At 62.8% G+C, this 18,541-nt stretch carries 18 protein-coding genes; 7 read left to right on the top strand and 11 right to left on the bottom strand.

Going from position 1 to position 18,541, the window contains the following annotated elements; genetic code table 11:
- Positions 1–126: 126 nt before the first annotated feature.
- The 5 genes from ACLIVD_RS41005 to ACLIVD_RS40985 all read right to left on the bottom strand — a co-directional run bounded on the left by ACLIVD_RS41005 (position 127) and on the right by ACLIVD_RS40985 (position 6,777).
- Complete coding sequence (locus ACLIVD_RS41005) at positions 127–1,053, bottom strand: MBL fold metallo-hydrolase (protein ID WP_491933012.1); 927 nt, start codon at positions 1,051–1,053, stop codon at positions 127–129.
- A gap of 38 nt (positions 1,054–1,091) precedes the next feature.
- Positions 1,092–3,086 carry an oxidoreductase gene (locus ACLIVD_RS41000; RefSeq protein WP_491933013.1) on the bottom strand — a complete coding sequence of 665 codons (1,995 nt, stop codon included), beginning with the start codon at positions 3,084–3,086 and terminating at the stop codon, positions 1,092–1,094.
- Positions 3,087–3,405: 319 nt separating this feature from the next.
- Positions 3,406–3,864: a MaoC family dehydratase gene (locus ACLIVD_RS40995; RefSeq protein ID WP_061696911.1), complete on the bottom strand. Its 459-nt coding sequence runs from the start codon at positions 3,862–3,864 to the stop codon at positions 3,406–3,408.
- A gap of 52 nt (positions 3,865–3,916) precedes the next feature.
- A complete protein-coding gene (locus ACLIVD_RS40990; protein ID WP_491933014.1) occupies positions 3,917–5,929 on the bottom strand; it encodes an oxidoreductase in 2,013 nt (670 codons plus the stop codon).
- The gene (locus tag ACLIVD_RS40985) at positions 5,926–6,777 is read right to left on the bottom strand and encodes an NAD(P)-binding domain-containing protein (RefSeq protein WP_491933015.1); all 852 of its coding nucleotides are present in this window, start codon (positions 6,775–6,777) and stop codon (positions 5,926–5,928) included. Before ACLIVD_RS40985 ends, ACLIVD_RS40990 begins: the two co-directional genes overlap by 4 nt.
- A 564-nt stretch (positions 6,778–7,341) precedes the next feature.
- Between ACLIVD_RS40985 and ACLIVD_RS40980 the strand changes: the two genes are divergently transcribed.
- The 6 genes from ACLIVD_RS40980 (at position 7,342) to ACLIVD_RS40955 (ending at position 13,821) form a co-directional block, all read left to right on the top strand.
- Positions 7,342–7,746, top strand: coding sequence for a VOC family protein (locus ACLIVD_RS40980; RefSeq protein WP_491933016.1), 405 nt, complete (start codon positions 7,342–7,344; stop codon positions 7,744–7,746).
- A 96-nt stretch (positions 7,747–7,842) separates the two neighbouring features.
- Positions 7,843–8,598 (top strand): TetR/AcrR family transcriptional regulator, encoded by a 756-nt coding sequence (locus ACLIVD_RS40975; RefSeq protein ID WP_095870064.1) that lies wholly within the window; start codon positions 7,843–7,845, stop codon positions 8,596–8,598.
- A 628-nt stretch (positions 8,599–9,226) separates the two neighbouring features.
- Positions 9,227–10,447: an acetyl-CoA C-acetyltransferase gene (locus tag ACLIVD_RS40970; RefSeq protein ID WP_491933017.1), complete on the top strand. Its 1,221-nt coding sequence runs from the start codon at positions 9,227–9,229 to the stop codon at positions 10,445–10,447.
- A gap of 39 nt (positions 10,448–10,486) precedes the next feature.
- On the top strand, positions 10,487–11,218 hold the full coding sequence (locus ACLIVD_RS40965; protein WP_133987960.1) for an SDR family NAD(P)-dependent oxidoreductase: 732 nt from the start codon (positions 10,487–10,489) through the stop codon (positions 11,216–11,218).
- A 25-nt stretch (positions 11,219–11,243) separates the two neighbouring features.
- Complete coding sequence (locus tag ACLIVD_RS40960) at positions 11,244–13,040, top strand: acyl-CoA dehydrogenase (protein ID WP_491933018.1); 1,797 nt, start codon at positions 11,244–11,246, stop codon at positions 13,038–13,040.
- A gap of 19 nt (positions 13,041–13,059) precedes the next feature.
- A complete protein-coding gene (locus tag ACLIVD_RS40955) occupies positions 13,060–13,821 on the top strand; it encodes an SDR family NAD(P)-dependent oxidoreductase (RefSeq protein ID WP_491933019.1) in 762 nt (253 codons plus the stop codon).
- Between the two features lie 89 nt (positions 13,822–13,910).
- Here the strand turns inward: ACLIVD_RS40955 and ACLIVD_RS40950 are convergent, their stop codons facing one another.
- The 3 genes from ACLIVD_RS40950 to ACLIVD_RS40940 form a co-directional block, all read right to left on the bottom strand.
- Positions 13,911–14,444, bottom strand: coding sequence for a hypothetical protein (locus ACLIVD_RS40950; RefSeq protein ID WP_491933020.1), 534 nt, complete (start codon positions 14,442–14,444; stop codon positions 13,911–13,913).
- Between the two features lie 3 nt (positions 14,445–14,447).
- Positions 14,448–14,915 carry a hypothetical protein gene (locus ACLIVD_RS40945; RefSeq protein WP_133987956.1) on the bottom strand — a complete coding sequence of 156 codons (468 nt, stop codon included), beginning with the start codon at positions 14,913–14,915 and terminating at the stop codon, positions 14,448–14,450.
- 125 nt (positions 14,916–15,040) lie between these two features.
- Positions 15,041–15,211: a hypothetical protein gene (locus ACLIVD_RS40940; RefSeq protein ID WP_491933021.1), complete on the bottom strand. Its 171-nt coding sequence runs from the start codon at positions 15,209–15,211 to the stop codon at positions 15,041–15,043.
- A 217-nt stretch (positions 15,212–15,428) separates the two neighbouring features.
- Here ACLIVD_RS40940 and ACLIVD_RS40935 point away from each other — a divergent pair, with 217 nt between their 5' ends.
- Positions 15,429–15,926 (top strand): N-formylglutamate amidohydrolase, encoded by a 498-nt coding sequence (locus ACLIVD_RS40935; protein ID WP_491933022.1) that lies wholly within the window; start codon positions 15,429–15,431, stop codon positions 15,924–15,926.
- A gap of 198 nt (positions 15,927–16,124) precedes the next feature.
- On the opposite strand, the gene ACLIVD_RS40930 is transcribed toward ACLIVD_RS40935, so the two are convergent.
- From ACLIVD_RS40930 to ACLIVD_RS40920, 3 genes are all read right to left on the bottom strand, one after another.
- On the bottom strand, positions 16,125–16,304 hold the full coding sequence (locus ACLIVD_RS40930) for a YegP family protein (protein WP_005257571.1): 180 nt from the start codon (positions 16,302–16,304) through the stop codon (positions 16,125–16,127).
- A gap of 733 nt (positions 16,305–17,037) precedes the next feature.
- Complete coding sequence (locus ACLIVD_RS40925) at positions 17,038–17,301, bottom strand: hypothetical protein (RefSeq protein WP_491933023.1); 264 nt, start codon at positions 17,299–17,301, stop codon at positions 17,038–17,040.
- Between the two features lie 242 nt (positions 17,302–17,543).
- A complete protein-coding gene (locus ACLIVD_RS40920; RefSeq protein ID WP_491933505.1) occupies positions 17,544–18,326 on the bottom strand; it encodes a DUF3109 family protein in 783 nt (260 codons plus the stop codon).
- Positions 18,327–18,541 lie beyond the last annotated feature (215 nt).

The raw sequence follows: 18,541 nt of genomic DNA, 5'->3' as shown, positions 1-18,541 counted from the left end.
CTCGGTGAGCTGACGCCAGTCGATGCTCGACCAGTAGTAGGGAATTTCGTTCTTCGACATCAATGCTCCTGAAGCTGTCGTTATGCCGGCAGTGTGTTCGCCGGTGGTGTTGTAGAAGTGCTCGGCTCAAGCAGTAACGAATTGGTAGGCGTTGCCGTCGCTCACGATACGACCGACGCTGTTCCCGGCGAAGTGCGTGCCGAACACAAGAACATCACGGTCTGCAACCGACGCGAGGAACTCCTGACGCCGAGCGGAGGACAGCTCACGGTCCCAGTCACCTCGCGAACTCCACGTGGGATGGGCGGCCTGAATCGGGTGATGCACGAAATCACCAGTGATGAACCCGGTCTCACCCTTCGATTCGATGGTGAGACTGTGATGGGATTTGGTATGGCCAGGCGTGGATGTATACCGCACGCCCTCGCAGATGGTGTGGTTGACCGGAACGAGATCGACGAGGCCCGCCTCGACACACGGTTGAATCGACTGCGCGAACACGAGACGCGTCTGCCGGTGGATGTCCGGATCCGCTCCGTTGTACGTGACGGCATGCCCGAGGTCGTCGGAGACGGCGCCGCCCTCGGTGAGTCCCTTGTGGTACTCGAACTCGTCCTGAACGAAGGTGTACCGGGCGTTCGGGAATGTCGGCACCCATCGGTCACCGTCGAGCACGGTGTTCCATCCCACGTGATCGAGGTGCAGATGTGTGATGGCGACGTAGTCGATCTGTTCGGGCTTGTAGCCGGCATCCGCCAGTCGATCCAGATAGGGGGTGTCCAGGCCACCCCAGGCCGGGATCAGCGGTAGATCCTTGTGATTGCCGCACGCGGTGTCGACGAGAACGACAGACGACCCGGTGTCGACGACGAACGAGTGAACGCTCCAGAGTGTCTGCCCGTGTTCGTTGGCGTAGTCGGGGTACAGCCACGGAACGGCCTTGACCGCATCCGGCGTTGCCTCTGCGATCAGTCCGTCGAGCTCACCGACCTCGACCGCGATTTCGTTTATCTGGGTGATTTTCACATCACCGATCTGCCAGCTATGAGTCATGGGGTTTGCTTCTTTCGTTGAGTGTGTGTGGTGCTTGTTCAGACACCGCGTCCGGCCATTTCGCCTTCGTAGATCGCCTCGTCCACCCGGCGGGGTGCCAAGCAGTCTCCGACGGCCGTCACGTCGAACTGCGCTTCCAGTTGGGGTAGAAGGGCCGTATCGGAATCGCGAAGCATGATGGTCACGAGAGACTGCGCCGGCACCACTCTGGCAGCACCATCCCAGATGCGATTCAGTACGACGCCGTCCGAATTCACTTCGGCGACAATGTGTTGCGGTGTCAGTGTCACCCCCTGCGCATACAGCCTCGGATAGAGATGCCCGACATCGAGGTTGAAGAGTGTGTTGTCGCCCAAGAACAGCTTCGAGGAAACCACTTCGACCTTCTTGCCCGCGTTCGCGAGGAGCTCCGCCAGTCCCAGCGCGAGGTACTCGCCCGTGTCGTCGATGATGACGACGTTCTCCCCACATGCCGAGGGATCCTCGATGGCCTGGATCGGATTGAGCACGCGGATACGCTCCAACCCCGGGATTTCCGGGCGGGCGGCCAGGGTGGCGGAGAACCCGTCGGTGCGCCAGGTCGATCCGGATGCAAGTATGACGTGGTCTGCACCGACTTCATGCACGCTCTCGATGTCGGCGGTCGTATTGAGACGGACATCGACCTTGTATTTTTCGAGCATTCGCTCCATGTCTTTGACCATGACGGACCATCGGCCACGCGTGGGCAACTTGGCGGCATATCGAATTTGCCCGCCGAGCGTGTCGCCGCGCTCCATCAGTACGACGTCATGCCCTCGCGATGCGGCAACTTCCGCTGCCCGCATTCCAGCGGGTCCTCCGCCGATGACGAGCACCTTCTGGGGTGTGGCGGCCAAATCCAATGTTCCGCTGCCGAGGTCTTTCTCGCGCCCAGCGGCGGGATTCTGCGTGCAGGTCAGCTCCCAGCCCTTGGACATCCGGCCGATACAGCCTTGATTTGCCCTGACGCAATGCCGAATTTCGTCCTCGCGTCCGGTCTGCGCCTTCTGCACCAGGAAGGGATCTGCGATGTGCGCTCTGGTCATAGCGACGAGATCGGCGTCACCCGAAGTCACAATCTGTTCGGCGACCGACAGCTCGGTAATTCCGTTTGCGGTCACGACCGGATAGTTTCCGACGACCTTCTTCGCGCGGGCAGCCAGATCGACCAACTGGGGGCCGGGCAGGCTCATCGGAGAGACGACGCGATCGAACGTGGAAGCGTTCCCGGCGCTGATGCTGAAGTAGTCGAACAATCCAGAGTCCGCCAGGTTCTTGGCGATCTTCTCGCCCTCGGCCTCGTCGATACCGCCCGGAACGTATTCGGTGAGCGATAGTCTCACGCCGACCGCGAAGTCGGGGCCACCCTCTCGGCGCACCGCTTCGGCGCACTCACGAACGACGCGGCATCGATTCTCGGTGCTGCCGCCGTACTCGTCCGTTCGACGATTCGTCAGTGGGGAGAGGAAACTGCACAGAAGATACCCGTGAGCGGCGTGTACCTCGGCTCCGTCGATACCGGCAACCCGTGCGTTGCGTGCACTTCGGCCGAATCCCGCTACGAGCTGCTCGATGTCGGCGTGCGACATCGCTCGGCCGATCTCCCCATAGGTAGTCGAGGGCAGACCCGAGGGACTCCAGAGCGCCCTCCAGTTCTCGAGAAACATTCCGTTGTAGTCTTCCACGCCGAAGTGTGAAAGGTCGACGAAAATTTTGGCTCCATGGCGGTGCACGGCTTTCGCCAGTCGCTCGTACACCGGTATCACCTCGGTGGGCCATCCCTGGTGGGTGCGGTACCCCAGTCCGCGACTCGTTGCATGCACGGCTTGAGCCTCGGTGAGAATGAGCCCCGCGCCTCCCCTCGCCCGCTCCTCGTAGTAGTCGATGCTCTGTTGAGTCATCAGGTTGTCTTTGTCGCCGTACATCAGCGCGTGTGCGGTGACCACGATGCGGTTCTTGACACTGACCGGGCCCAGTTCGATGGGCTGCCAGAGCGCCGGATGCTTGGTCATGATGTTTCCTCGTCTCGTCGCGGCTCGACTGTTCCATCCGGGGGCTGACCGGAGAGTCGAAAACCCAACCGATTGTTCAAAGCCGATAATGGCGTAGGTCACACAGGCTTGTCAATAAGGGGTGGCTCACCTGAACGGAATCCGCCGCGCAACGATGTTCCGGTAGCCCATTCGCCGTGCTGTCGCTCCACTGAAGCGTCCTGTCGTCGCTGGTGTGTTCGGTGCACCGATAAACCCCGCGGCCGCCGGGGCCGGTCGTGCCCCGGCGGCAGCGGGCGATCGATCACCGCGGTCGCTCAGAGGCAGGCGGGGGGGCAGTTCAGAAGATGATGCGGCCGACGGTTTCTGCAACTAAGGCCGGTTTTTCTTCGCCTGCGATCTCGAGGGTGTTTGTCGTGACGATCTGAAGGGCCCCTCCGGGTGCGTCCCCGACGGAGTTCAACGTCGTCCGCAAACGAACGTGGGCCTCGACCTTCACCGGGTTGACGAATCGAACTCTGTTCAATCCGTAGTTGATCGCCAGCGTTGTGTTCTCGATCGTGTATATCTGCCAGTTGAGCAACGACACGAGAGACAGGCTCAAGAACCCATGAGCGATGGGGGCTCCGAACGGGCTCTCGCGTGTCGCACGTTCGACGTCCACATGGATCCATTGATGGTCCCCCGTGGCGTCGGCGAAGGTGTCGATGCGTTCTTGCGTGATGTGCAGCCAGTCGCTGGTGCCCAAGTCCTCTCCGATAGCGGCTTTCAGTTGATCCGGTGATGTGAAGACGCGCATTGGTGCTGAAGCTCCTACAGAGATGAACCGGCCCGGTCGCGACACGCACCCGTCATGGGGTGACCAGTTTCAAAGCTGTGCCCACTGCGGACAGCCGGTCGGCGGCGTGCAGGCCATCCCACATGGCATTGTCGAGACGTCGGGGTGCCAGGCAGTCGCCGATGCGAACCACACGACGGTCATCGCCCAACTGCTGGTACAGGGTGTCGTCGACGGCGCTACCGGTTGCCAGAACCACGGTGTCGAAGCTGCCCAGTTCGACGGGCACGCCGGAGAATACATCGTAAGCTTCGACTGTCTTGTCTCGAATGGTGCCGATCCAGGTGTGGGGCCGTAGCTCTACCCGTGCATTGCGCAACCGCTTGTACAGGAATTCCTGGCCGGCCCCGCTCCAGAGTCCCACCGAGGTCGACCTCGTCACGATGGTCACATCTAGACCGTTCTCTGCGAGGTATTCGGCAGCCGTCGTCGCGTGCCCTTGAAAATCGTCCTCGACGACGAGAACTCTGTTCCCGACCGACGCGGTCGCGTCGAACACTTCCCATGACGTGACGACATGCGGCAAGTCGTGTCCTGGTACGGCCCTGACATCCGGTCGGTGAGTAGTGAAGCCGGTCGTCCACGGCCTCGAGCCTGTTGCGAGAAAGACGTGATCGAAGGCAGAGAGGTTGTCGACGGTCGCTGTGGTACCCAGGTGCATCTCGACACCCAAGGTGTTGAGTCGGCGACGTAGATGTTCGATCAGCAGTCGAAACTCCGATCGACTTGCCGTGCGTGACGCCAGTTCGATTTGGCCACCCAACGTCTCGCGGGTTTCGAACAACACGACGTCGGCGCCGCGTTCGGCGCAGGTTGCCGCTGCCTGCATGCCTGCCGGGCCACCACCGACGACCACGACCGATTGTCGGGTGACCTGCCCCCGGGTACTCGACCACTCGAACCCGACCCGAGGGTTGACGGTGCATTCCATCTGTCCGCCTTGAGCGGTCTTGCCGACGCAACCCTGGTTGCAGCTGATGCATGGTCGAACCTGGCTGAGACGGCCTGATGCGACTTTGGCCGGCATGGATGGGTCTGCGATCAACGCCCGATTCATCCCCACCATGTCGGTATAGCCCTGCGCCAGAATCGACTCGGCGACAAGAGGGTCCTTGATTCTCGTGGCGACAATGACCGGGATGGACACCGCATCTTTGATCGCTCGGGCGGCGTCGACGAAAAGTCCGGTGTCGTGCCCCATATCGGCAATCCACAGTGGATAGTTTTCGTTGCTTGCGCCGCTGACATTCAGATAGCTGACCCCACCGGTCTGCTCCAACAGTGTCGCCGTGATGATGGCGTCGCTGGGGGTGTTACCGCCGGCAATCATGTCGTCGCCGTTGATGCGCACACCCACCATGAAGTCCGCGGAGACCACTGACCGGATACGTCGGACTATCTCACTCACGACGCGTGCGCGGTTTTCGTGTGAGCCACCCCATTCGTCGTGGCGATGGTTCATCTGGGGAGAAACGAATTGGGCGAGTCCGTAACCCTGCGCTGCGAGGAGTTCGACTCCATCCCAACCGGCTTGCTCCATGAGCGCCGCGGACCGAGCGAAGCTCGAGATCATGTCTTCGATCTCCGATGCTTCAATCTTCTTGGGTATCTCCCGAACAACAGGGTCGGGTAGAGGCGACGCTGACAGAAGCGGCAGATGGCTCAGACGTGAGGAACCTTGGCGGCCGCCGTCCCAGAGCTGCGCCAATAGCAGCGAACCATGCGATTGGACAGCCTGTGCGAGCTTGCGATGGCCCTCGACCGCCTCCGAGGAGAAGGCGTAGTTTTGTCCTCCTCCGGTCTTCGACCGATCCCATGCTGCCATGTTTCCGACGACAATCATGCCCACGCCGCCCGCCGCTCTTTCGGCGTAGTAAGCGATTTGCTGTTCTGTGACCATTCCGTTGGACGCGTAGTACGTGCCATGCGGGGGTGAGACGATGCGGTTCTTCACTACTCGAGAACCGATACGCACCGAACTTGTCAGGTGCGGGAATGCCATCCCGTCTTTCCACTCTTCGATCATGACCGTGTCCTTTCTGGATCGGCAGCCTCGAGTAACATCCGGGCAGCGCTGACGGTGGAGGTGAGTTCATTCATGGACGCGCGATCGAACGGCGACGACGGCAACTCACCGCCGAGTAACCGCGCGTCTTTGAGCAGGAGGTCGACTTGATTGTCCGAAAGGGTGGCCAGGGCGTCACCGGCCGCACTCGATCCTGAGCACGCCCGGATGACTTCGCTTGCGATCGACGGATCGACTCCCTGCTCGTGTGCGGTAGCAAGCCCCACTGCCGCACTCAGCACATTGCGGGCGGCCAGGGTGTTGTTGATCAACTTGAGCAACGAGGGTTGACCGACGGTGTCGAACGGGAACAGTCTCGCAAAGACGTCGTGCAACAGGGCTTCTTCGAAGGCATCGGGTTGCGGACCTGCAATCAGACCGGTGAGTTCGCCTTCTCGCGCCCTCACCTCGCCGCCTGAAACGGGTAGCTCGAACAGACGCCACGCTCGATGCGCGTCGACGACGCGGCGGGCGTCCGACGGAGTCATCGTGGTGACGATGAAGGCACTGGCGCCGTCGTCCATCGCCGACCGCACGCTGTCGTCGGACAACACCGCTTCGATTTGCTGCACCGTTCGCACCGCGATGAACATGCACCGGACACCGCCCCAGTCCATACCATCGAACGAGGACACCGCCCGACTTCCCGTTTGCTCCTGCCACTCACTCGCACGGACCCCGTCGACGTCCATGCCGATGACGTATCGGCCTTGTTCGGCCATGCGACGGGCAATTCCACCGCCAATGCCGCCGAGTCCGACCACCACTACCTGTGTGCCTCGATGCGCATAATTATCGGCCTGTTCCATCGTTCATCCACCTCACCTCGACATGGGACGTTTCGCTGGTCTGTTCCGGCTCGACGGCCGTGGGAATGGCGAACGAGGACGGCGTATCGGAGCTCGTCACCGGCCGCGTCCGCGCCGTTGTCCACTCCGCGGTAAGCCGCGCCGGTGTCGACGCTGCTGCGTCCATCATACGACTGAACCTACCCATAGGTTGAAAACCCGACCGTGAAGTCGACTCAAGTTGTATCATTCTTCTGACGCGGATTCCAGGGTTCCCAACGATTCGTGCGTCGAGTGGTGCCCGGTTCGACCCTGGACGACAGCCGCGTCGACCCTCGGTCAGATGGCGTGATGTCGCGACCTGCGCGCGTGCCACTACGGTTCCGCTGCCGCGGGCTCGCCGAACGAATCCGACCGACTCCTTGAATTATCGACCCTCGGGTCGGTACTGTCTCGGTGCAGACCCTTGAAGGTCAGCGTTCTGTACGCGCCCACCTACCAGCGCACGCCCACTGCGGCGAGGCCCCCGTGCAGATGTCCAGCGCGACAGCGAATTACACGACAACGCAACAACAGGAGACGAAGATGAGCCTCGCAGTCAATGGAATCAACATCGCCGTTCGCGACCTAGCGTCCGCGACCGAGCGTTACGAACGCCTGTTCGATGTCCGGGGCGAGCACGTCGGCCCCGACGGATTTGCGTTCCCCGGCCTCGAGGGTACGAAGCTCGACGTGGGGGGCTTCATCATCAGTTTGATCGCCTCGACCCAGGAGAGCACGTCGGTGGCGCGCTTTCTCGAGCGCCACGGTGAAGGCGTCTTTCTCTTCTCTGCGAAAGTAGACGACCTCGATATCGCTACGGACGAGCTGAAGCAGCAGGGATTGTCGCCTCTGCTCGACGAGGCCGTCCGCGGAGACTTCGGGGCGGTCAACTTTTACCACCCCCGAGCACTCAACGGCGTGCAGCTCGAACTGATCGAGCATGCATGAACAACGCGGCGCGTAGCTGCACTAACGCCGTCGTCGCGCTGATTGCAGTGCCCACCGGTACCGGCTTGGCTGCGGCGGTGTCTATCCTCGGAAGCTATGACAACGGCTTCTGATCGTGCGGACGCGGCGGCTGCAAAGAGCGCCGGTGGTTCGGTACGCAATTCCGTGATGCGTGACCGCATCACAGAGGGTGCGGCCCGACTCTTCCAGGCCCGGGGGATCAACGGAGTCACCATGCAGGAGGTCGCTGCGGAGGTGGGGTTGTCGAAGGCGTCCATCTACCACTACTACGAAAACCGAGACGACCTGCTCCGGCACGTCTTCGGTGACTGGGCAAGGGGTGAGGTCGAGAAAGCCCGGGTGATCGCTGCATCGGATGCCGACGCAGCTACCAAGCTCACAGCTTTCATTCGTTTCCACCTGAACTCCCTGGTCGATCACCTGGATCTCTACTCACTGACTTTTCGCGAAGAAAGCGAGCTTCCCGACGACGTCCGCGACGAGTTCCGGGCAGCCAAGCGCGAGCATGATGTGCTGATCCGGCAGATTATTCGAGAGGGCGTAGAGGCTCGCATCTTCGAACCAATCGATGAAACCCTGGCAGCATTTGCGATCGACGGCATGTGCAACTGGATCTGGAAGTGGTATCGCCCGGGAGAAGACGGTAAACCCGCTGACGACATCGCCGAGACCTTCGCCCACTTGATTCTGCGCGGAGTCATGACGACCACGTCGACGGCGTCCGCCGGCTGGCCCGAAGACGTCCAGGGCGTGGATGGGGCGCTTGCCTACCACGCCCGCGAGATACGGCATCACACAAGCCAGCTCGAACTCTTGTTGAGGAATCGGTAAATTTCAGCGCGTCGCCTTGATTGGTTTCTTCGAGGTACACCTCTGACCCTCTCTGAGCGTCGGTACTGCACGGCCTTTAGACGGATCCCCGAGATGACCGGGGTGCTCGTCGGCGAATGAGGCGACGTCCGGCACGCGAATGGTCCACTGTCGGACTTGGGCAGCACAGGGGTGCGCCCACACTGCACGGCCCCGACCAGGACCATCTCTCCAGACTTGCCTGGCGCCGCGGTGGGAGCGGTTGCGGCAGCAGACTATGAGCCGATGCGGCCGACTCGCACGGCTCTGCCGCGCGCTGTACTCCTCCGGAGGGCACCTGTTCGAGAGACGCATCTGTTCTCGTCGTCCGCAGGGCAGGACGCAGACCTGCCGCAAGCCGACCAGCCGAACCGGCGCAGACTGCAAGTTCGGCGCTCGCGGTCGAGTCATACGCGTCGAACCCCGCCGAACAAGCCGCCCTACCACACACCCAGGACCGCGTATTCGCCTGCGGCCGTTACGTAAGCACGCCGCAGTCGGCTTACGACAGTCCACTTGACCGCCACTCCCGGCGCAGCCATACTGCGATAAGTAGACCGCAAGATCGAATATTCGACCCGCTGGTCGACAACATGAACGGACGAGATTTATGCCTGAAGCAGTTATCGTCGCGACCGCCCGGTCCCCAATCGGTCGCGCAGTCAAGGGTTCACTCCGAGAGATGCGCCCCGATGACCTGGCAGCACAGATGGTGCTCGCCGCATTGGGAAAGGTGCCCGAGGTCGATCCCCGAACGGTGAACGACCTCATGCTCGGCACGGCCCAGCCCGCCGGCGAGAGCGGATACAACCTCGGACGGGCAGTGAGCGTTCTCGCCGGAATGGACCACCTACCAGGCGTCACCGTGAACCGCTACTGTTCCTCGAGCCTTCAGACCACCCGGATGGCGCTGCACGCGATCAAGGCAGGCGAAGGAAATATCTTCATCTCCGCCGGAGTCGAAACTGTCAGCCGTTTCAACAAAGGCATGGCCGACGAGAACCCCGAGACGCACAACGCCGTGTTCTCCGACGCGGAGTCCCTCACCGAACGGCGCGCTGATGGCAACCAGGACCCGTGGGTGGATCCGCGAACAACCGGGGCACTTCCCGATCTGTACATCACCATGGGACACACTGCCGAGAACGTCGCGGAATACAGTGGGGTCTCACGCCGAGAACAAGACGAATTCGGCGTCCGCAGCCACAATCTCGCCGAGGCCGCAATCGAGCAAGGCTTCTTCGCCCGCGAAATCACACCCGTCACCCTCCCCGACGGCACCATTGTCAGCACTGACGACTGCCCCAGGCCCGGAACGACATACGACGTCGTCAGCAAGCTGAAGCCGGCATTCCGTCCGAACGGAACCGTCACCGCAGCCAACGCATGCCCGCTCAACGACGGCGCGGCAGCACTGGTCATCATGTCGGACGCGAAGGCGAAGGAGCTCGGGCTCACCCCCCTGGCCCGCATCGTATCGACCGGCGTATCGGGACTCTCACCCGAGATCATGGGTCTGGGACCCGTCGAAGCGACACGGCGCGCACTCGACATCGCCGGCATGAGCATCGGTGATATCGACCTGGCGGAAATCAACGAAGCATTTGCGGCTCAGGTCATTCCGTCGGCTCGTGAACTCGGCATCGACGAAGACCGACTGAATATCAACGGAGGCGCGATCGCACTCGGTCACCCCTTCGGCATGACCGGCGCCCGCATCGCCACCACGCTGATGAACTCGCTGGAATTTCACGACAAACAGTTCGGCCTGGAGACGATGTGCGTCGGCGGCGGCCAAGGAATGGCCATGATTCTCGAACGCCTGTCGTGACAACCCCCTGACAACACTAAACCGAAAGCAAAAAACGCAATGGGCAACATCACGTACGACTTCACAGGCAAATCCGTCATCGTCACCGGCGCGGCCCGCGGCATCGGGCAGGCGATCGCGAGACATTTCGTAGAGGCACAAGCGACCGTGTTCATGGTCGACTTCGACAAGGACGAACTTGCCAGCTCGGCCGCAGACGTCGGTGCAATCGGAATCCCAGCGGACGTCGGCGATACCGACAATGTCGAACACGTCATTTCGACCGTTGTCGCCGAGACCGGCCGCGTCGACATCGTCGTCAACAACGCAGGAATCCTGCGCGACAAAGTCCTGTGGAAGCTCACCGACGACGACTGGAACCAGGTCCTGCAGGTGCACGCGGGAGGTACTTTTCGGTTTACCCGCGCAGCGGTCCCCCACTTCCGCAAGCAGGAATTCGGGCGCATCATCAATATCACGTCGTACACCGGGCTCCGAGGCAACCGCGGACAAGCGAACTACGCAACAGCGAAGGCAGGGATCATCGGATTCACCAAGACTGCTGCAAAAGAGTTGGCTGCCTTCGGAGTCACGGTCAATGCGATCTCGCCCAATGCAGCCACACGCATGACCGCCACGATCCCGGACGAGAAGCTCTCCGAGCTCACCGGTCCGATCGCCCGGCTCGCGGACCCATCCGAGATGGCCGATGCCATCTGCTTCCTCGCATCCGAGGAAGCCGCGTACATCACGGGCGTCGTGCTTCCCGTCGACGGCGGGGTGTCGATGTGACGTTGCACAGGATTCGGAGATCTCGATGACCGACGTACTGTCACGCCGCGACTTGGACTTCTTGCTGTACGAGTGGCTTGATGTGGTTTCGCTGACATCGCGCGAACGGTTCTCCGAGCACTCGAAGGACACGTTCGCCGCGGTGCTCGAACTCAGCGCGGACATCGCCCACAAACATTTCGCACCGCACAACAAGAAGTCCGACGCGAACGAGCCGACCATGTCGCCAGGCGGTTCGATAGAGATGATCGCGGAGATAAAGCAGGCTCTCGACATCTACTCCGCGGCTGGACTACTGGCCGGACAGTTCGACAAGCGCGTCGGGGGCATGCAGTTGCCGACGACGGTGTCCCGCGCTGCGATGGCGTGGTTTCAGGCCGCCAACGCCTCGACCTCGTCGTACCCGTTCCTCACCATCGCAAATGCGAATCTGATTTCCACCCACGGCACCGACCAGCAGGTAGACGACTACGTCCGACCGATGATCGAGGGCAGATACTTCGGAACCATGTGTCTGTCGGAGCCGCAGGCCGGCTCGTCGCTGGCCGACATCACCACTCGTGCCGTGAAACAGGACGACGGCCGGTACAGACTCACCGGTACCAAGATGTGGATCTCCGCCGGCGACCACGAGCTGACCGAGAACATCATCCATCTCGTCTTGGCAAAGGTTCCCGGCGGCGGGTCTGGGGTGAAGGGAATTTCGCTGTTCATTGTCCCGAAATTCTTACCCGGCCCGGCCGGAGAACCCGGCATCCGCAACGATGTGACGCTGACCGGCCTGAATCACAAGATGGGCTTTCGCGGAACCACCAACACGCTCCTTGCCTTCGGTGACGGCACGCATCAGCCGGAAGGCGACGCCGGGGCGATCGGTTTTCTCGTCGGCGAAGAAAATCGTGGGCTGAGCTATATGTTCCACATGATGAACGAGGCGCGGATCGGCGTCGGGTTCGTGGCCATCGCCCTAGGCTATGTCGGCTACCTGAAGTCGGTCGAGTACGCAAAGACACGGACACAGGGCCGGGCACTGGGCGCGAAAGATCCGTCCTCGCCTCCAGTCGCCCTGGTCGAACACGCCGATGTGCGCCGCATGCTACTAGCGCAGAAGTCCTACGTGGAAGGAGCGCTGGCACTCGGCTTGTACTGCTCCTACCTGGTGGACGAACACGACAGCGCCGACAACGAGGAAGATGCGTCCAACGCGACGTTACTGCTCGATGTATTAACCCCGATCGCAAAAAGCTGGCCGTCACAATGGTGCCTGGAGGCGAACAACCTCGCCATACAAGTTCACGGAGGGTACGGCTACACACGCGACTACGACGTCGAACAGTACTACCGCGACAACAGGCTGAATCCGATTCATGAGGGTACTCACGGAATACAGGGCCTCGACCTGCTCGGCCGCAAGGTCACAATGCAAGACGGCGCTGGACTGAAACTACTGAACTCGAAGATCGCGGCGACCGTACAACGAGCACAGGCGATAGGCAACGACGCCGAGCGTTACGCGACCGAACTGGCCTCTACCTGGAGCCGAATAGTGGACCTGACATCCACGCTCTGGGAATCAGGTGACCCCTCTCTTGCACTCGCCAATTCGACACTCTACTTGGAAGCCTTCGGGCACACCGTCATCGCATGGATGTGGCTGGAGCAAGTCATCGCCGCGAATGGTCAGGCCGGCAATTTCTACGAGGGCAAACGGCAAGCGGCCCGGTACTTCTACGCCTACGAACTACCGAAGGTCGGACCGCAGGTGGAGTTGTTGGCGAGCTTGGACAGAACGACACTCGACATGAACCCCGCGTGGTTCTGATCCGCGGGAGCGCAGACGGATGACTATCCTCGACAGATTTCGCCTCGACGACCGCGTCGCGATCGTCACCGATGCTTCATCGGTGCTAGGCGCGGCCCTGGCCAAAGGACTGGCCGAAGCGGGCGCAGACTTAGTCCTCGCCGCTCCTCGCACGGACGGACTCCACGAAACGGCCGACACCATACGCCGTTCAGGCCGCCGTGTACTGACGGTTCCCACCGACATCACGGATCCAAGCCACTGCACCGCTCTGGTCGAAGCAACACTGGACAAGTTCAGAAGAGTCGATGTCCTGGTCAACAACGCCGAACTCGTGACCGTGGGACCTGCGATCGGCGAGAGCGTTCACGAATTCCGATCCGTGATCGATGTGAACCTACACGGTTCCTACTGGGCAGCACAGGCATGCGGGCGAGTGATGCAACCGGGGAGCTCAATAGTGAACATCTCAAGCATTATGGGAATCACGAACACGGGCATGCCGCAAGCTGCTTACAGCGCGAGCAAAGCCGCCATCGCCGGGATCACCCGCGACCTCGCGCAACAATGGGGCAGCCGAAAAGGCATTCGCGTCAATGCAATTGCACCAGGCTTCTTCACAAATGCCATCAGCAGGAAATACCCAGAGAGCAACATCGAACAACTGGAAAGACGCATGCTCCTCGGACGAACCGGCGAACCAGAAGAGTTGGCGAGTACGGTGGTGTGGCTCGCATCCGAGGCGGGCGGCTACGTCACCGGACAGACGATAGTTGTCGACGGCGGCATGACCATCACTTGAGCCAGCGGTGCACCTCTTCTACAGGGAGGTTTCGACGTCGGCGACACCGATCGTGTACTGCTCCCGATCGAGGCGGGTCACCAACTCTGTCACCCACGGCGTCCAGGCCATCGATGATCGCATCTTTCTCCCACCGACAATGCTTGTGCCACAGCAGTTTCGAGTACCAGATTCGATTCGATGTGCACCAGCGCGGACAGCTCGTTCGGATAGAGCCGGCTCGGCAGCCCCGGCTGCGCCTGAAGTACCTCGGGCAGGAACTGCTGCAGCGAGCCATCCTCTACTGCGGCCGCGCGGAGGCGGAGTTTGAACTCGTCCACATCCAGATGCCGCCACCCCTGGGGGTGCTCCCCCACCAGGTGGGCTTGGGCGGTGGATTTGCCGGCACCGGGTGGGCCGGCCATCAGAATCCCCACCCGGTCGCGACGCACCTGTGTGCGCGATGCTCGCCAGTCCGCAAGGATCCGCAACCACGGCCGGGTGGGGACAGGTTCACCCTTGATTCTGCGGAAGTACCGGCGGTCATTGATCGTGGCGTGCGGGGCGTCGATCGTCAGCGGGCCGCCCGGGGTGGACAGTGAGGTGAGGAAGGCACGGCGATCCTCGAATTCGTGGGTCGGCACAGGTCAGTCGGCCAGTGCTTCGAGGATCAGGTCGTAGTCCTCATCGGTGAGGAACCCGTGGGTCAGCGCGCGGCCCACCTGGTGGTTGAAGCCACCCTCCGTCTGGGGGCGGACATCGTCGACGTCGGGGTAGCCGGTCGGTGCCGTCGGCTTGTCGTACTCCCAGCCGATCAGCTCGGCGCGCATCGTCTCCGGATCGATCTCGCCGGCCGCGCACCGGGCGGCGATCTCGTAGGCGGTGCCGCCGTGGGTGCCCGGGCGCACATCCGGGGCCTCGATGCGGGCGCGCTGGAGCATCTGGCTGATCGCGGGCTGGCTGACGCCGTTGACCTGCGCCAGCCGTGTCTGGGTGACCCCGCCCTCGTACAGTTGCCGCAGGTTACGGAGGAATCCGATATGCGCGACCACCTCACGTGCCCGGTTCTCGGCCATGCTGGAGAACAACCGGTCCCGGTCCATCATGATCGTCATAACCCGAACCTCCTCTATAAGCAATCTTATACCCGCAGTTCCAGGCCGTAAAGGCCGCCACGACCGCCACGACCGCCGAGCAGACACCCTGCGACTCATGGGCTCGCCAATCCGCACGGCAGGAATCAGGTCGGATCCCACGGCAATCGTTCGAGACCGCTGAGCTCATCGAGCACCTGATCGACAGCGGTGGTGGGGATCCGGAAGTCTGCGCCTTCCGACGCCAGGAGGCGGTCGCGCACGGAGGCGAGCGCGGCGAGTTCGCGCTCGAGGTCGGCTGCGGTCCGGTCGCTCACGGACCCATCCTGCCCGAGCCGGGAGCGATAAAATCGTCCCGCCCCGGATTGCACTGAGAAGAACTCCGGCAGCACGGCCTTCGTCGGCGAACACTCTGCTCCAGGGGACATGCGGTCACCGCAGGTCAGATACCCCACCCTGCGAACCAGTCCTCGACCGGACGAACCACCGGTCGTCCTGCCGGCCGGGTGTGTGCGGCCCCGTACTGTGTGCCCCATGTCCGCACGCCCCGGCAGCAACCTCACCACCGACGCCACGCTGCCGTCCCTGGCCACCGACGATGCCTCCCCGGCTCCCCACATCCTCGCGGTACCGGCCCACACCGGAACGGACATCGAACTGCGGATTCACACATCCATCACCCGGTTCGATGTCGCCGCCGAACAGTGGTTCCCCGCTGCGGTCGGCTTCGTAGTCACGGTCATCGTGCACATCGTCGACGCGGCGAACGGCGGGCCACGATATCTGCCGCCCGCCGAACCCGCTGAATGGGCGCGGGCGATCTTCTCCACCGCCGGCGCCGCGCACGGCTACTTCCTCGGCGCCGTCGACCCAAACACCGGCACCCACCGGCGCGGGCAGCTCACCTACCGGCTCTACCTCGACACCGACCGGCAGGTGATACCCGTGCCGCGGCAGCTGGTCACCTGCCCGCACTACCTACTACCTGGCCTCGACGGCAGAGCCGAGATCACCATTCCCACCACGGCCTGACCCCACGGCAGAAACCAGATACCGCGGCGCCGACCCAACCCGACCGCACAAGGTCGCTCGAGGCCATCGGGAAAGCCTGCGAGCGAAGACGTTCCGGATCGCCGACTGCAAACATGGTTTTCGTGCGGCCGCCTTCACCCCGGGCGACGACGTCCCAAGCTGCGTACCCTCCCCACCCCCGCCGGACCACGCCTCGGGTCAGGTCAAATCCTCGGTGGGAGCGGAGGCGGCATTGTCCTTGATCGACGCAATCCCGTTCTGGGCCGCCGCCTTCGAGGTGTACCCCTGGCTGGCCGCGATGATCTCCCCGTTGGCTGCCTTCAGGTGAAACCGGAACTTGCCGCCGGTGTCCTTGAAAAGCTCGAACTTCGCAGTCATCGCCCCTCCTCCGCGTGAGCCCACGCCGGTCGCAGACCCCGTCCCCTGACGGTAGGCCTCATCGGCGGCGGAACCACCATTACGGCGACGCGCGTGACCCCCCAGCCGGGGCATGTCATCTTCGCAGGTCAGTCGATGTGTTCGGCCTCGGTCTCCCACCGCACCGGGGCGGAAAGCACTGCAATCGAAATCGGGCCAACGCATCACACCGAGCCGACGAGTTCGAAAATAGTGTGATGGTGTGGATCACAATCCCTGGACTTCCCCACCACAGCTCACGAAGATCAGTCATGCGCCGCTCGTCACTACGTGCAGGTTGACCGTGTAGCGCCCCTGCCAGCTGATATTCATCGTTGGCGGGGGCTGCGCTTGGCTGTCCCCCAACACAACCCATGCCGCCACGACTGCCACAGATGTCCTCGGCCCACGACTTCCGGCCGACGGTGTCACTCACTTAACAGTCGCCGCCGCCGCGACCGTGGCCCGCCCATTCGGCGCTCGACCGACAAGCCGACACCCATCCCCAGGCGGTGGCAGGGTGCACCCAGCCTCGGCAACCCGATACGCCCAGGACAGCGACGAACTCCTCCGTCGCCCTCCTGGGCTAAAGACCGTCAGGAGGCGGATCAGTTCAACACCTGGTCAGTTCTGCCACCATGGAGAGAACCCTGCAGCCCGGTCGCCCCCCCGGGGGCGCGGTCCCCATGTGGTTCTTCCACCGCCCAGGGTCGGTCTACCCGGCGGATCCTGGCAATCTCGGGTCGGCAGTGAGGTCGTCGGTGTCGGCGAAGACCAGCCGACCGTCGTCGAGGGCGACAGCCCACCGATGCACCGGCGCCCACGCATGCCCGCGCTCCTCGGTGTCGGTCAGCTCGGCGTAGTCCTCGATGATCCGACCGGTCTGCGCCGGTTCGGACGGCCGCCGCACCAGCACCCGCGCGCCCGCGCCGAGCGGACCGGGTTCGGGTCTCGGACTGTGATCCTTCTTCTCGGACATCGGTCTGCGCCTTCCGGTCGACTACACGCCCGGATCATAAGCACCTCGCCGACGAAACCTCATCCTCGACGCCGCCAGGCCTAGCGATCGACAACGAACCGACCGGACTCCGGTGCTTGCGCCTGCGCCAACGGTGGCTCACACCGCTCGGCAAGCACCAGCTCGTTACCTCACCGCCTCGAGCGCCGTAGACGCCCATGCCGCTGTAATCGGTGTCGACGTCGTCCGGGGCCGCCGCTCCGTTACCGGGACTTCTTCTCGGCGACCGCGGTCGCCGGATGCACGGCGATCAGGCCGAGACCTCGGCGTCGCTTACACAGCCGCGCCAGTTCCCGATACGCGGCCTCACCGAGCAACTCGGTCAGCTCCGGCGCATACGACTGCCACACCGCCTTGGCGCCGACGTGCGCGTCCGGCGAGCCGGAGCAGTACCAGTCCAGGTCCGCGCCGCCCTCACCCCAACCGCGGCGGTCGTACTCGGTGATCGTCGTCTTCAGGACCTGCTCACCGTCGGGTCGCTCCACCCATTCCTGGGTGCGCCGGATCGGCAGCTGCCAGCACACGTCGGGCTTGACCTCGAGCGGCTCGATCCCGCGCTCGAGCGCCATCGAGTGCAGCGCGCACCCGATGCCACCCTCGAATCCGGGACGGTTGAGGAAGATGCACGCGCCCTTGTAGCGGCGGGTCCGCAGCGCCGGCTCGCCCTCGAGCTCGTCCTCCTCGATGTACCCCCTCTTCCCGAGACCCTGCTTCCTGAACTGCCAGTCCTCGGGTCTGAGCAGCTTCACCGACTCGTGCAACCTCTCGACATCCTCCTCGTCGGAGAAGAACGCGCCGTGCGAGCAGCAGCCGTCGTCGGGTCGGCCCGCGATGATGCCCTGGCAGGCCGGGGTGCCGAACACGCAGGTCCAGTGCGAGAGCAGCCACGTCATGTCCGCGGCGATGAGATGCTCGGCGTTATCGGGATCGAGGAACTCGACCCATTCCCGAGCGAAGTCGAGCCCAACCTCGGGGCTCGGCGTCATCTTGTCCGACGGCCCCGGACTACCTGCTGTCACAAACCCCACGGTAGCCAATCCACGTAACAGACAAGGCCTGATCGGATCTCCGTCCGGGAGTGAACAACACTCGACCCGAATCGCGCCGACGTGGGTGTAACGCCGCGGCCTCCACCGCGAATAACCAGCGAACGTTCTCGCGGCTGCTTCGGGGCACGAGGAGGCAACGGCCTTCTGATGTC

The organism is Rhodococcus sp. G6(2025), assembly GCF_058628105.1.
The sequence above is the reverse complement of the archived record's forward strand: the minus strand, read 5'-3'. Positions and strand labels throughout refer to the sequence as shown.